Source organism: Dyadobacter sp. CY356 (assembly GCF_021440195.1).
Classification (GTDB): domain Bacteria; phylum Bacteroidota; class Bacteroidia; order Cytophagales; family Spirosomataceae; genus Dyadobacter.
The window spans coordinates 134,907-149,821 of record NZ_JAJTSZ010000009.1 but is presented as its reverse complement, the minus strand read 5'-3'; the positions used below and the strand labels follow the sequence as shown (position 1 = coordinate 149,821).

At 40.7% G+C, this 14,915-nt stretch carries 12 protein-coding genes; 9 read left to right on the top strand and 3 right to left on the bottom strand.

Translation table 11 applies throughout. From position 1 onward, the window contains the following. The first annotated feature begins 3 nt into the window (after positions 1 to 3). From LXL81_RS24490 to LXL81_RS24465, 6 genes are all read left to right on the top strand, one after another. On the top strand, positions 4 to 2,262 hold the full coding sequence (locus tag LXL81_RS24490; protein ID WP_234649831.1) for a CRTAC1 family protein: 2,259 nt from the start codon (positions 4 to 6) through the stop codon (positions 2,260 to 2,262). Positions 2,263 to 2,268: 6 nt separating this feature from the next. Then, positions 2,269 to 3,519 (top strand): MFS transporter, encoded by a 1,251-nt coding sequence (locus LXL81_RS24485; RefSeq protein WP_234649828.1) that lies wholly within the window; start codon positions 2,269 to 2,271, stop codon positions 3,517 to 3,519. 87 nt (positions 3,520 to 3,606) lie between these two features. Next, on the top strand, positions 3,607 to 4,755 hold the full coding sequence (locus tag LXL81_RS24480; RefSeq protein WP_234649827.1) for a DUF3179 domain-containing (seleno)protein: 1,149 nt from the start codon (positions 3,607 to 3,609) through the stop codon (positions 4,753 to 4,755). 72 nt (positions 4,756 to 4,827) lie between these two features. Further along, positions 4,828 to 5,397 carry a carboxymuconolactone decarboxylase family protein gene (locus LXL81_RS24475; protein WP_234649825.1) on the top strand — a complete coding sequence of 190 codons (570 nt, stop codon included), beginning with the start codon at positions 4,828 to 4,830 and terminating at the stop codon, positions 5,395 to 5,397. A gap of 142 nt (positions 5,398 to 5,539) precedes the next feature. Next, positions 5,540 to 6,538 carry an NAD-dependent epimerase/dehydratase family protein gene (locus LXL81_RS24470; protein ID WP_234649823.1) on the top strand — a complete coding sequence of 333 codons (999 nt, stop codon included), beginning with the start codon at positions 5,540 to 5,542 and terminating at the stop codon, positions 6,536 to 6,538. A gap of 76 nt (positions 6,539 to 6,614) precedes the next feature. Next, entirely contained in the window at positions 6,615 to 8,021 is a 1,407-nt protein-coding gene (locus LXL81_RS24465; RefSeq protein WP_234649821.1) for a lipopolysaccharide assembly protein LapB, read from the top strand. Positions 8,022 to 8,061: 40 nt separating this feature from the next. Here LXL81_RS24465 and LXL81_RS24460 read toward each other — a convergent pair whose 3' ends face one another. Beyond that, the gene (locus tag LXL81_RS24460) at positions 8,062 to 9,057 is read right to left on the bottom strand and encodes a glycosyltransferase family 9 protein (RefSeq protein ID WP_234649820.1); all 996 of its coding nucleotides are present in this window, start codon (positions 9,055 to 9,057) and stop codon (positions 8,062 to 8,064) included. A 185-nt stretch (positions 9,058 to 9,242) separates the two neighbouring features. On the opposite strand from LXL81_RS24460, the gene LXL81_RS24455 reads away from it, so the two are divergent. Both LXL81_RS24455 and LXL81_RS24450 read left to right on the top strand, forming a co-directional pair. After that, the gene (locus LXL81_RS24455; protein WP_234649818.1) at positions 9,243 to 10,532 is read left to right on the top strand and encodes a pitrilysin family protein; all 1,290 of its coding nucleotides are present in this window, start codon (positions 9,243 to 9,245) and stop codon (positions 10,530 to 10,532) included. 192 nt (positions 10,533 to 10,724) lie between these two features. Further along, the gene (locus LXL81_RS24450) at positions 10,725 to 11,651 is read left to right on the top strand and encodes a glycosylase (protein ID WP_234649816.1); all 927 of its coding nucleotides are present in this window, start codon (positions 10,725 to 10,727) and stop codon (positions 11,649 to 11,651) included. Positions 11,652 to 11,960: 309 nt separating this feature from the next. Here the strand turns inward: LXL81_RS24450 and LXL81_RS24445 are convergent, their stop codons facing one another. Together LXL81_RS24445 and LXL81_RS24440 are read right to left on the bottom strand one after the other, a co-directional pair. Next, positions 11,961 to 12,281, bottom strand: coding sequence for a hypothetical protein (locus LXL81_RS24445; protein WP_234649814.1), 321 nt, complete (start codon positions 12,279 to 12,281; stop codon positions 11,961 to 11,963). 84 nt (positions 12,282 to 12,365) lie between these two features. Continuing rightward, entirely contained in the window at positions 12,366 to 13,610 is a 1,245-nt protein-coding gene (locus tag LXL81_RS24440; RefSeq protein ID WP_234649811.1) for a pitrilysin family protein, read from the bottom strand. Between the two features lie 147 nt (positions 13,611 to 13,757). On the opposite strand from LXL81_RS24440, the gene LXL81_RS24435 reads away from it, so the two are divergent. Beyond that, on the top strand, positions 13,758 to 14,876 hold the full coding sequence (locus LXL81_RS24435) for a lipopolysaccharide assembly protein LapB (protein ID WP_234649810.1): 1,119 nt from the start codon (positions 13,758 to 13,760) through the stop codon (positions 14,874 to 14,876). Positions 14,877 to 14,915: the final 39 nt, after the last annotated feature.

Sequence of the window (14,915 nt, the reverse complement as noted above, 5' to 3'; positions counted from 1 at the left end):
AAAATGAAAAAATCCGGCTTAGTATTCATAACAATTAATAGCGGAAAGGCCCTTATTCTTGCTTTTTGTATCTCCATGTTTTCCTGTGGACACGAAAAGGGAAATGAGGAAAAAATGATTTCTGTCCTTAACGAGATTAACACAAATAATTTTAACAAGTTGAATCCATTTTGTCCGGAAGCAGAACTTGCTTTTTATGCTTCTGTAAACAGCAGCAATATGGATGTTTACAAAAGTTTTGTAATGCAGCATCAATCTGCGATTGCATATCTCAAACTGGGGGAGGAGCAGAAGGCAGTGGATATCCTTGAAAAAATTTCTCCTCTCGCAGATATCCAGTTTACCCCTTATGCAGATATGCTAAAAGGCAGCCTTGGTATTGCAAACATGCGTTTGGGTGAGCGCCAGAATTGTGTGAGAAACCACACCAGCGAATCATGTCTTATCCCTATTGTGAATACCGGCATTCATACCATCAAAACAGGATCAAACAGGGCTATTCAAGTTTATTCTGGTATGCTTGAAAAAAATCCGGAGGATTATGAAGCGCGCTGGCTTTTGAATATTGCTTATATGACATTGGGAGAATATCCGGCAAATGTCCCCCCGAAATGGCTCATTCCTGGGATGGACCAGGATCCGACAGATGTTAGTATTAAGCCATTTAAAGATATCGCTCCGCAGCTTGGACTGAATAAGCGTAACAGAGCAGGAGGTGTTGTGATCGACGATTTGAATAATGATGGGTACAATGATATCGTAACGTCAGACTGGGGTTTGGACGGTAGTATGCATTATTTCAAAGGGAATCCGGATGGAACGTTCACAGACATTTCTGTGAAATCGGGACTTGAACGATTTAAGGGCGGCCTGAATATGATTCAGGCAGATTATAACAATGACGGGTTTATTGATATTCTGGTTTTGAGAGGTGCTTGGATGGCAGGAGAATTCGGTAAACAACCCAACTCCTTATTTAGAAATAATGGGGATGATACTTTCACAGATGTTACAATTCAAAGCGGTTTATTTTCACTGCATCCGAGCCAGGCTGGTATCTGGCGGGATTTTAATAATGATGGCTGGCTGGATTTATTTATTGGAAATGAAACGGCAAAGGAAGGTGAACAACATGGTTGTGAGTTATATCTAAGTGATAAAAATGGAAAGTTTACAAATGTTGCATTGGAAGCCGGCTGCAATGTAAACGCATTTATAAAAGGCGTTGCTGCGGCTGACTATAACAATGATGGATTTCAGGATATTTTTATTTCCACCATGTCTGGCTATAAAGTGTTGTTGAAAAATAAAGGTCTTGTCAATGGCAAACTAAGGTTTGAAGACGCAAGTGAAATCTCTGGTGTTGGAAATATCGGTGCATCTACTTTTCCTACCTGGTTTTGGGATTATGACAACGATGGCTGGCAGGATATCTTCATTTGCGGTTATCAAATGGATAGAACGCTTGCTTACTCTGTGGCGACGGATGTCTTGAATATCCCGAACAAATCAAGCAAAATGTATCTGTACCACAATAATCATGACGGCACTTTCAAAAATGTTTCGGAAGAAGCAGGACTGAATCACAGTGTTTTTGCGATGGGTTCAAATTTTGGCGATATTGATAATGACGGATATCTGGATATGTATTTAGGCACAGGAAATCCTGATTATACTTCACTTATTCCAAATAAACTTTACAAAAATATTGATGGCAAAAGGTTTGCCGATGTAACAATTTCGGGGAGAGTCGGGAATCTTCAAAAAGGCCATGCCGTGGCATTTTCGGATATGGATAATGATGGCGATCAGGATATTTTTATTGAAGTGGGCGGTGCTTACAAGGGTGATGCATACAACAATTCCTTATATATGAACCCAGGTCAAAATTCAAATAACTGGGTAAAACTCGACTTGGAAGGGACCAAAAGTAACCGATCTGCGATAGGGGCCAGAGTTAAAATCAGTTTCCGGGAAAATGGTATAAGCAGAGTTGTTTACAGGGATTTGAATTCTGGCGGTAGTTTCGGAGCATCACCGTTAAGAAGAGAAATTGGTATCGGGAAAGCCACTTTGATTGATGAAATCGCAATTAGCTGGGTAGGGGAAAAACAGCCTGAAATATTTAGAAATGTAAAGCCTAATCAACTGTATAAAATTAAGGAGGGTGAAAAAACATTAGCGCTGGTCCCGTTAAAAAAACTTAGTTATATGGGTTTGAATACATCAATCCCGGTTTGCGATACACCAAAAATCTTATAGCTCAAAATGGAAACGCTAAATGAAACTCTTTTGGTTGAAACCGTTGCCGCACGCAAGTGGCTTGTGTTTTCGCTATGCATGATCACTTACATTCTCAGCGGCACAGTATCAACGCTGATGTCAGTATACTTACCCGTTGCAATTCCGGATCTGATGCACCGTGAAATCTCCGAAGCAGAAATGGGAGAAATTGGTGCCTTCATCAACGCCACTTTTCTTTATGGATGGATGTTCGGCGGATTGCTTTTTGGGCTGGTAAGCGACCGCGTTGGCAGAGTGAAAACTTTGGCTTTTTGTACCGCGCTATATGGCGTTGGTACTTGTCTTGTCGTTATCGTGCCAAACTGGTATTCGTTAATGGGGCTTCGTTTTATGACCGGAATGGGTGTTGGAGGTGTGCTTCTGGTTTCAACCGTATACATTTCTGAAATCTGGGAAAAGAAGACCCGTCCGGTTATGCTCGGTATTCTGGCTGTTTCTTTTCCAATTGGCATTGTGGCAACAGGAAGTTTGAATATGGTCTTTTCGGCGTGGAGGCCAGCTTTCGGACTTGGGTTGCTTCCTGTTGCAATCGCGTTATTAATTCTGTTTTTAGCACCTGAGTCGCATTCGTGGCGAATGGTAAAGTCGGCTCCGTTTAATAATACAGAAAGTGTTTTTGATGCGACAAACCGTTCAAATCTAATAAAAGGATCGGTCATTTTTGGTGCGGTATTGATTGGACTTTGGGGGATTTTCTCCTGGCTCCCAACGTGGGTTCAGTCATTACTGGCAGTTGGTCAGGATGGACAAAAAGAACGTGGATTGACGATGGTTCTTTTAGGTATGGGTGGAATTACCGGAGGTGTTTTATCAGGTTTTCTGGTGAAAAATCTGGGGAGCAGAAAAACCCTGATGATCACATTTGCCGGCTGTATCATGGTATGCTGCCTGTTATTTATTACAAATCATACTTTTTCAAAAATTGTCTATTTGGAAACTGCGCTGTTAGCGTTGTTTTTCGGAATTAGCCAGGGCTCATTGTCAAGTTATATTCCGGAATTATTTCCTGTCATTATCAGAGCCACGGCAACGGGGTTTTGTTTCAATATAGGCCGGTTTTTCACGGCTACTGCTGTCTTTTTTATTGGGGCACTGGTTACGGTTTTGGGAGGTTTTGGCAACGCATTACTGGTTTTTTCAATACCATTTCTAATCGCATTTATTACTGCCTGGCTAAGCCGGGACCCGGTTAATAATATTAAAAATATATCATAGGTTAATTAATTCAAGCAAACGGACTTGTCATTTGACGAGTCCGTTTCTCTAAATTAACATCAACTAAATGATCTCAAAATAAGTCAAATGAAAAAAATATTTTACCTCGGGATTATCGGTTTTATTTTATTTGAAATAGCAAAAGTCTACTTCATTATGCCCATGCCTGGAAGTCAGCGTATGAACAGCATCGACCTGGCTTATTTCCTGCATACCTGGCGGTGGCCTTTCCGGATATTCTTTTTATTACTGATTATCATTGGCGCGGCAAGTGTTTTTAAATCGAAGAGAAAATGGATTCCGGCCTTATTCCTTCTTATTACAATCGGGATAAGCTACGCAGCCAACTTTGAAATGGCAGCAGATACCATGTTTTATCAACCTAAAACATTATTGTTAAAAAACGTTTCTGAAAATAAAGTTGGAAAAGATAGGTTAGTAATCGGTGTTACGGAAAACGGCGAAGCAAAAGCATATCCGATTCAATATATCGGTTACCACCATCAGGTTCAGGATAGGCTGAATGGCAAACCGATTATTGTTACTTATTGTACTGTTTGCCGCACCGGACGCGTTTTCGAGCCGCTGGTTGACGATAAACCTGAACTTTTCCGTCTGGTGGGTATGGATCATTTCAATGCGATGTTTGAAGATGAAACGACGCATAGCTGGTGGAGACAGGCAAATGGAGAAGCAATTACCGGTCCGTCGAAAGGAAAAACATTACCTGAAAAGAACAGTACTCAAACTTTATTATCGGAGTGGATTGCATTACATCCGAATACACTGATCATGCAGCCAGATCCTGCATTTCAGGCTAAATATGATTCGATGAGCAAATATGAAAGCGGAAAGGGGAAATCAACGCTGACCAAAACGGATTCACTTTCCTGGAAAGACAAATCCTGGGTTGTGGGTATAAAATACGGAAACGCAAGCAAAGCATTTGACTGGAATCGTCTGCGAAGTGAAAGAATAATCAATAGTAAGGTTGGAAACCAGCCGACTGCGCTTGTGCTGGCCTCAGATGATAAAAGCTTTTTTGCCTTTGCAAGACCGTCGGAATCGGAAGGTGTTATTCTTAAAAACGATACGCTTTATCTGGGAACGAAAGCTTATAATTTATTGGGAAAAAACATTGGGGCTGAAAAAAGTCCTGATCTGAAACCGGTCAATGCTTACCAGGAATTCTGGCACAGCTGGCAGACCTTTCATCCGGATACGGAAAAATATTAGTAAGTTTTGTATCTATTAGCCATGAAAAAGATTGATTGTAACATTTCCTAACGCTTCACTTTTAATTAAAAAATGGCTTATATAAAGATTCCCGAAGAAGATCAGCTTCCCGGCATTCGCGGACTTATGGCTTTCAGACCCGAAACCGCACGTCCGCTCAATTTACTGGCAGAGGCTTTGCTGAGAGAAACGGATAATAATCTGACACGCGGGGATCGTGAGTTAATTGCCACCTACGTTTCTTATTTGAACGATTGTTTGTTTTGCCAAAGCGTGCATGGAGCAGCAGCGCAATGTTATCTGGAAGATGACGGCACTTTAATCAATCAGGTAAAAAAAGATTTTGATAGTGCCCCACTTTCGGCGAAAATGAAAACATTGCTTGGGATCGCAGCAAGCGTGCAAAAAGGCGGGAAAAATGTATCGCCTGATCAAATAGAAGCCGCCAGAAATGAAGGTGCTACGGATAATGAGATCCATGATGCCGTTTTGATTGCCGCCTCTTTTTGTATGTTCAATCGGTATGTAGATGGTTTGGGTACCTGGGCATCCACGGATCAGCAAAGTTATATTCCCCGCGGCATCAGGATTGCGGAGGAAGGTTATGCCGGGTTTGATGCTTTGAAGAGTATTGGGAAGTAATAGACAGAATATTAATTAGTTATAAAATTGGTGGATCGAGCTTTTACTAATTGATAAACATTTTTCTTCATTACGCAAATCAGGATTATGAACTAGTCTTTTCATTGGCGAACTTTGACGTTCCACAGTTCGTTCTCTATACATGAAAATCCTTATTACCGGTGCCACAGGTTTAGTTGGAAGTGCTGTTGCACGGCTATTTCTTAAAGAAAATCATAACGTTCTTGCTCTTTTTCGTCAGGGTTCAGACAGAAGTCTTTTGGCCGATGTAGAAAATGAAATTGAATGGATGGAAGGTGATGTGCTGGATATCGGTTCTCTGGAAAAAGCAATTGAAGATGTTGACTTTGTGATACATACGGCCGCGGTGGTCTCTTTTGTGCCGCGAGACCGGAAAATGATGTATAAGGTCAACATGGAAGGTACTGCCAATGTCGTCAATGTTTGTCTTCAGAATAAAGTGAAAAAATTCTGCCACGTAAGCAGTATCGCTGCTTTGGGCCGTCCTGATTCGCGCAAAATAATTTCCGGCGAAGATCTCATTATTGATGAAGAACAACGCTGGGAAGAGTCTCCTGAAAATTCGGAATATGCAAAATCAAAACACCTGGCTGAGCTGGAAGTCTGGCGGGGTGTTGCGGAAGGATTAAATGCTGTGATTGTAAATCCTACTTTAATATTGGGTGAGGGCGACTGGACAAAAAGCAGCACGCAGATTTTCCGTTATGTATACAACGAAAAGCCTTTCTACACAGAAGGGATAGCCAATTACGTGGATGTGCTGGATGTTGCGCAAGTAGTTTACAAACTTGTTTTTTCAGAGATTTCCGGGGAACGGTTTTTATTAAATGCGGGAAGCATTTCTTATAAATCACTGTTTTTCAATATTGCTGATGCCATGGGCAAGAAAAGGCCTTCCTTCAAAGTAGGCTCCGGCCTGGCCTCTGTGATATGGCGCGTGGAAGCAGTACGAACCTGGCTGTTGGGAACCAAGCCATTAATTACAAAAGAAACCGCGCAATCAAGCGCCCGCAGGTTTCGTTACAACAGCGGGAAAATCAAAAAAGCAATCGGGTTTGAGTTTCAGCCTATTGAAAAAACGATCGCAAGGGTATGCGAAAGTTTGACCGACAGGATTTGAATAAACCGGATTTATTTTTAACTTACTTTTATTATTGTGTGGTATAAAAACCCTCAACTCTAACCTACTAATCCGTATGATGGAGAAAAACTTCGGGGAAAGAAAAGATTACATGAAAGAAACATTGCTCCGGTTTGAGCGTATGCTTAAAACCAATGAGTCGGAGTTTTTTGATTTGGATGCATATGAGAAAGTGACGGAGTATTTTCTGGAAAAGGGTGATTGGGATAAGGCTTTTCAGGCCTGTGAGCTTGGGTTGGCTGATTTTCCATATTCACTTGATCTGCTGCTAAATAAAGTGCAAATTCATGCCAATCGTGGTGAACATGATCTGGCTATGGAAATATTGGAGCGGGCTTCGCTGTTCCATCCGGGAGATGTAGAAATTTCGTTTATGCAGGTTGGGATTTCCAATATGATGGGCGAATATGAAGAAGCAATTTCCGTTTTGGAGAGTCTTTTAAACCGTTTGGAAGATAAGGATGAAGTCTATTTCCAGATCGGCCAGACTTACCAGAACTGGGGGAAATATGATGAAGCGATTCAGTATTACAAGCTTTCTCTTCGTAATAATCTGAATAATGAAAGTGCCTTATATGAACTGGCGCACTGTCTGGACCTGATCGGTGAGCTTGAAAGTCATCTGGCTTATTATCACGAACTGGTTGACAATAATCCGTTCTCGCATCATGCCTGGTATAATCTGGGAATTGCTTTCAGTAAACTTGAACGCTATGAAGATGCGGTGAACGCTTATGAATATGCCACGCTGGTCAAGGACGATTTTGCCTCTGCTTTTTTCCAGTTAGGAAACTCTTATATGAGCCTGGAACAATATGAACAGGCTAAAATTCAATATCTCAAAGCAATCGAACTGGAAGGCAAGCAGACTGAAACCTGCTGCTGTCTGGGAACCTGTTATGAGAAATTGGGGGAATATGAAACGGCGATCAAATATTACCGGGAAGCGGTAAAAATGGACAGCCAGTGGGATGATGGCTGGTATGGTCTGGGGATTTGTTTTAGCGAATTAGGCCGCTGGTATGAGGCTGTTGGTTTTATAAGAAAGGCAATCCAGATCACTGAACTAAATCCTGATTACTGGCTTGCACTTGCCGAAACAGAATTCCGGGTTGGTAATGTAATATCTGCTTTTGAAGCTTTTGAAAAGGCCGCGGAAATTGAACCTTCCAATCCTGATATCTGGCTGAAATGGTCATTTGTTCTTTTTGAACAGGGAAATTATGCAAGAGCTTGTGATTTGTTGACGGCGGCAATTGAGGAAATGCCGGAAGAGGCGGATCTGTATTATCGGATGGCTGTTTACCAAATCCACTCCGGTGACTATCGTGAAGCTTTGATAAATCTGGAAGTTGCGCTGACGCTTGATTATGACGCGCATTTGCAGTTATTCGACTTTTTTCCTGAGCTGGAAAAACAAAAAGCATTATTCAGAATTATTGAGCAGTATCGCGAAAAATAGATTTTTGGGATGATAAAATTTAAACAGTTTCTTGAACCTGCTAAGGCAGCACTTCAAGAAACTGTTCTGTTTTTATATCAACCGCACATTTGAAATGACCTTCCGGACAGGCTTTATGGCCGTGAAGTCCGCAAGGGCGACAGGCGAGTTTTTCTAAAACTTCAACAATGTGAGAATCATCAGACAATGGTCCAAATCCAAATTCCGGAACGGTTGAACAATAAACAGCGGTAACCGAAGCGTTCACAGCAGAACTGATATGCATCGGAGCAGAGTCATTAACAAAGTTCATAACCGAACTTTTCATCAGTGCCGCCGATTGCAGAAAAGTGAGTTTGCCGCAAAGATTCTGAACTTTTTCTTTTGAAATAATCTGGCTTTGAATTTTTTCTGCCAATTCATTATCTCCCGGTCCGCCTAATAAATAAATCTTGTATTGGCCATCAATCTTATTAATCAAGCGAACCCATCCTTCTTCTGTATATTGTTTTGTAAACCAGACAGAAGCCGGCGCAGTGCAGATGTATGGTTTGGATTGATATGGTTTTACAAAATCAAGATCAGCATTGGACGGATAAAGTTTAGGTTTGGAAATTGCTCCTGACACTTCATTTCTGATTAAAGCATTATTGCGCGTTATCTCATGAATACCGTTTTCAATTTGATGCGGAAATTTATCCGTGAAGAGAAAGGAGAATGGGTTTTTATCGAATCCGGAGCGTTTTGCAGCTTTTGAAAAACCGGTCAGAATTCCGGTACTGCCAAATCTTTGCAGGTTAATCACCCAGTCATATTCTGTTTTTCTGATTTGTTTTAACAGTTGAAAGAGACTTTTGAACTTGCCTTCTTTCTTTTTCCATATCAAAACATTGGATAAATACGGATGATTATCAAACAGACTTTCATTTCCTTTTCTAACCAAAAAATCAATCTGCGCATCCGGGAAGCCCTGATGTAAATTTTCCAATAACGAAGTTGCCAGGATTACGTCGCCTATAAATGCGGTTTGAATAACAAGAATTCGCTTTGGAATCATTTTATAAATTTTAGAAAATAAATATCAATACAGATTTCAATAACCAATTGATATACAAATTGTTGCATCGCCATTGGCTCGTAGCTGACAGCCGAAAGCCAGTAAAAAACTTTCTTTCAAACAAAAGTCCGTAATTTTGTAGATAGTACCGAAAATTATTGACAGGTAATTTGTGTTCATAAGGAATGAAGAGAAATAATATGCATAAACGTGCGAATACCGAAACTCCCTCACTAGCGTCAACAGAAGAATATAAGTTACACACCTTAGCTAATGGAATTCGTATAGCACACAAACAGGTTCCCTACACGCAGATTGCGCATGTCGGGATTATGCTTGATATTGGAAGTCGGGATGAACAGCCGCATCAGCAGGGACTGGCTCATTTTTGGGAGCATATGGCTTTCAAAGGGACTGAAAAACGCAGTTCATACCATATCATAAACCGTCTTGAAAATGTAGGCGGGGAATTGAATGCCTACACAACGAAAGAAAAAATCTGTTTCCATGCATCCGTTCTGGATGATCATTTTGACAAGGCAGTTGACTTGTTAGCGGATATCGCGTTCCATTCCATTTTCCCCGATAAGCAGATTGAGCGTGAAAGAAATGTGATCATCGAGGAAATGTCGATGTATAACGACTCTCCCGAAGATGCAATTCAGGATGATTTTGATCAGCTGATTTTTGCAGATCACGCGTTGGGAAATAATATCCTGGGCACGCCGGATACCGTTAATTCCTTCGGAAGAGAAGAGCTTTTTCAGTTTATCAACGAAAATCTGGATACCGAACAGATCGTAATTTCCTCCGTCAGCCGTTTGCCTTTTTCAAAAGTGGTGAAGGTGGCTGAGAAATATCTGGGAAATGTGCCTTTCAAAAAAACGACAAGAGTTCGACAGGCTCCCGAAAGTTATTCACCAATAATTCAGGAGAAAGAGCGTCAGATTACACAAGCACAGTGTGCAATGGGCCAACCTGCTTATGCACTTGCGGATGACAGGCGTCTGCCATTCTTCATGCTGGTAAATTTGTTGGGCGGACCGGGAATGAACTCCCGTTTCAACCTGTCGCTACGTGAAAAATATGGTTTTGTTTATTCGATTGAAGCAAATTATACACCTTATCTGGACACAGGTTTTTTTGGTGTTTTCTTTGGAACAGAACAAAAACAACTGGCGAGAAGTATTTCATTGATTAATAAAGAATTCAAAAGAATCCGGGAAATTCCCCTATCCACTTTGCAATTGCACCAGACAAAAGTGCAGCTGATGGGACAACTGGCCATGTCTGAGGAAAGTAATATGAGCTTTATGCTGATGATGGCAAAGAGCTTGCTGGATACTGGCCGCGTGGATTCTCTGCCGGAGATTTTCTCGGAAATTCAGGAGATTACCTCTGAACAGTTGCAGACCATTGCGCAGGATATGTTCAACCCTGAGAATTTTAGTTATCTGACTTTTATTCCTGAGTAATCCGTTTTTTAAATACCAGTATAAAAAGCAGTTATTCGCATTGGCGGATAACTGCTTTTATTTTTTTAACGGTTGATGATTTGGCAAATTCTAAATAGAAAAGTTGATAGCCTGATTTAGTAGGTGAAGCGTAATTATACGATGCTTTTTATCTGATCAAACAAAAAAGTAAAATTAACAGGCTCTGTAACAATGAAGAGATACATTTTTCTGGTTTTGGCAGGTTTTATACTGGTTGGGTGGAATGTGCGGGATAAATCTGAAAGAAGAAAAAAGATACAAACCTCTGAATTTCCTTCTGAAATCGTAGATTTTAAACCTTACGATGGCAATCCTGTTTTCAAAGCAACAGGAGACTCCACGGCCTGGGATGAGCAGATCCGGGAAAGGGGTTTTATTTTGAAAGAGGATAAAACTTATTACATGTGGTATTGCGGGTATACCAAAAAAACGGGGAAAGAAATGAAATATCTCGGGCTGGCAACATCCCCGGATGGTTTAAAATGGACGCGTTTTCCTGACAATCCGATTCACAAAAAAACCTGGGTGGAGGATATGTTTGTGCTGAAATCTGCCGGGACTTATTACATGTTTGCTGAAAGTAAGGATGATATCGCAAGACTGCTTATTTCAAAAGATAAAATTAATTGGGAAGAGAAAGGCGCATTGGATATTCGACAAAAAAATGGAATTCCGATATCAAAAGGTCCTTTTGGAACGCCAGTGGTTTGGAAAGACGGTGATACCTGGTATTTGTTCTATGAAAGAAATGATTCGGATGTCTGGCTGGCTACTTCAAAAGATTTGAAAGCCTGGACGAACGTGCAGGACGAGCCGGTACTAACTTCCGGGCCGGAGGTCTATGATAAATTTGCAGTGGCTTTCAACCAGATTATCAGATACAAGGGATTATATTACGCTTATTATCACGCCTCAGCTTTCAAAGACTGGCATGAATGGACAACAAATGTTGCCGTTTCAAAAGATTTGATCCATTGGAAAAAGTATGAAAAAAATCCGATTTTGAAAGGAAATAAATCGAGTGGATTTATGGTGAATGATGGAAAGGAGTTTAGATTTTACACAATGCACCCGGAGGTGAATGTTTACTTTCACTAATTTATTTTATCTGGTTGATACAAACTATTACGGTACGCTGTACCTTACCTGTTGCCATAATTTTGATACAGCTACAAATATTTCGGTGCTCTGCACCCTTTATAATCAACATGCAGAATACCGAATAATTAGAAAAGAGATAACCCTTTTATCACAGTAAGGTGCAAAGCACCGCCATATTTGTAGCAAGGGAAAATGGTTACTTTATCACAGAAAGGTGCAGAGCACCGCCATATTTGTAGCAAGTGGAAATAGTCACTATATCATTCTAAGGTGCAGAGCACCGTAATATTATTGAGAAATAATGTATTACTTCTTCTTCATTATAGAAGCCACCTGAACAAAATCTTTGGTCAGAAACAATTTATATAAATCTTCTATCTCTTCCCAGCTGTCAAACTGCGCTTCAATCTCTTCTTCTTCGCTTTCATTGAAGATGCCCAGAACTGTCATATTCTTACGACTTTCCAGAACGACCTCGTTATCGCCAACAAATATTCCAACCCAGAAACGGCCATTTTCGTCATCCATTTCAAGTGTTTCTTCGATCACATCGTGAATGTCTTCCATGTCTACGTCGTCGATGGAATCGCCCCAGGCGGTTTGTAAATAAATTTCAGGTATTGACATTGTATTTTTATAGTAAAATGAAAAGAGATTGGGTTAAGATATTCGTCTTTTCCCAATCTCTTTTGTTATGAAATATTTTATAAACTAAACACTTTCTTCTGCTCTGTAATAAAGTGTTGAACCATTTTCCGGTCTCAAAATGTTCCTGGCAGCTTCGTGCAAATCTTCCGATTTCATGTTTCTGATAATTTCGGCATCTTCATTTGCCCAATCCACATTTCCGGCATTGGCAGCAAAAGCAAGGTTCATTGCACGGTTCAAAAGTTCTACTTCTGAAAACGCCAAAGTCGCTTCGGTCTGGTTTTTCACTTTTGTTACTTCTTCATCCGTCGCGCCCGTAGCAACGATCTCTTGCAGTAATTCTTTTACCGCCTCATCCGCTTCTTCCAAAGTTACACCCGGATTCAGGTTTCCTTTGATCAAAAGTAATCCCGGATCAAGAGAAGAAGTAGTACTTGCGCTGATACTGTTGAACAGATTTTTGTCCTTCAATAGTGCACTATACAAGCGGGAAGACTTTCCTCGTCCTAAAATATCACTCAATAAATCCGAAGCATAAAAATTGTCCTCATACCGACCCGGCATATGGAAAACTTTGATTAAAGAATTCAAAGGAACTGACGCAGAAGTTTCCAGATGGCGCGCTTCATTTTGCTTCGGTTCCTTTTCCAGATTCCTGACATAAGGAGCACCGGCGGGAATGCCTTCAAACCATTTTTTAGCCAATTGTTTAATTTGTTCCAGTTTCACAGCACCGGCTACCACCATAACGGCATTATTTGGACGATAAAAACGCCAGAAAAACGCCTGAACATCTTCCATCGTAGCGCGCTCAATATGCTCAATATCTTTTCCGATCGTTGCCCAGCGGTATGGATGTTTCTGATAAGCCAGCGGACGCAATTTTAACCACATATCACCGTAAGGCTGGTTCAGATAGCGCTGCTTGAATTCCTCAATGACAACCTTTCTCTGCACTTCCAGCACATTCGGGTCGAAGGACAAACTCATCATCCGGTCAGATTCCAGCCAGAATGCAGTTTCAACATTATCGGCTGGTAAAGTGATGTAATAATTGGTAACGTCGGGAGAAGTAAAAGCATTATTTTCACCGCCGACGGTTTGCACCGGGATATCGTAATTTGGAATGTTTTTAGAACCTCCAAACATCAGATGCTCAAAAAGATGCGCGAATCCTGTACGTTCTTCATCTTCGTCCCGGGAGCCTACATTGTATAAAATATTGACCGCCGCCATCGGGGTCGAGAAATCTTCATGAACATATATTTTCAGACCATTGTCCAGCGTAAAGTGCTCGTATCGAATCATAAAATCAGGTCAATTAGTGTTAACGGCAGAGTTCTTTCCAAAATAAAAATAAATGGAGAAACCCGTACGCAGGTTTTGTGGTTATGAACAAAGCTAATGCTCAGGTGGGATTCCACCAAACCATTTATACCGATATACTTGATAGTCATGAAATTTACATTGCAGTTTTGTTTTTTATTTGTCTTATTCCTTCTAACTCCCAAGCCATCAAAGGCGCAATTACTAAGTGATCCTGTCACGCTCAAACTGGTTCAAAAAGGTCTTGATCATATCTACAATTACGAATATGCCGAAGCCGATGCAATATTAAATCAGGTTGAGAAAAAATATCCTAATCATCCTGTTTCATACATTCTGGATTCTTTTGTAATGTATTGGAAATATCTCCCTATTAAAGATAATCCCACAAAATCGAAGGAGTATGTCAGCAAGTTAAATCAGTGTCTTGAAGCGATTAATAAAAAATATGGCAAGGATAGTAAGGATCCGGAAGCGGTTTTTTATACCATTGTTGCCAGAGGTTACATTGCCATGATGTACAATTATAATGGTGAATTAATGAGTGCGGCAGGGGAGGCCAAGAAGGCGTACAATGCGCTGATTACAGGATTGAAACTGACAGAAAGAAATCCGGAATTTTATTTCACTTCCGGCATGTATAATTATTATGTTGAATATTATCCGGAGGATCACGGTATTGTTAAACCTTTAATGATTTTTTTCAAAAACGGAGACAAAGCATTGGGTTTGAAACAAATCGATATTGCCACACGCCAGGGCGTTATTACCAGAGCCGAAGCCTGTTTTTATCTTTCGCATATTTATCTGGAACATCAATCGAACTTTCCAAAGGCGCTGACTTACACACAGAAACTGGCCAGCTGGTATCCCGAAAACCATATTTTTAATATGGTGAATACCGAAGCATTACTTCTAACAGGCCATTATGATGAGGCGGGGAAAGGAATGGAAAAACTGAAAGCCAATAACAAAGGATTTTATCCAATTGCATACAACACTTTTCAGGGTATCATCTTTGAAAAGAGTACAAAAAATGACAGCGCGGCACAAAGATCATATCTGACTGCACTTCGCACGCCGCACGACGACCAGTATACCCGTGAGTATTACGCCATGGCATACGCCGGTTTGGCTCGTATTGCAAACAGGGCCGGGGATAAGAACAAAGCGAAAGAATATTATAAAAAAGCGCTGGAAAAAGCGGAATATAAATCGATTATTAAAGAGGCGAAAGCATATAAATAGTTGAAAGTGGAGGGATGAAAGTTGAAAATGCAGCACTTT